The 259-nt window shown below is 45.2% G+C and carries 1 protein-coding gene; it reads right to left on the bottom strand.

Annotated elements, in window-relative coordinates:
* Positions 1–259 (bottom strand): invasin domain 3-containing protein (locus ACST15_RS12550; protein WP_459454997.1); only part of this gene is annotated, 259 nt, incomplete at both ends.

Raw genomic sequence — 259 nt, 5'->3', positions numbered from 1 at the left:
ATAGAAGAAACGACTAATTTATTCGCTGTACCAGCAGTGTAAGTAATGGTAGATTGAGTTTGGGAACCAGTACCACTTTTCACAGGAGCTGCGCCTAATGTGGCCACGAAAACGCCTGAACCAGCCGCAGTAGGAGAAGTGACAGTAGCGGTATATGTACCATTGCTATTATCTGTAACCGAACCAATGGTACCTGAACCAGATGAGTTGGTGATGGTGACAGTAGCACCGCCAGCAGTTAAATTATTTCCATTGGCAT

This window comes from Aquirufa sp. Wall-65K1 (assembly GCF_054558475.1).
This window is presented reverse-complemented; position numbering and strand designations above follow the sequence as displayed.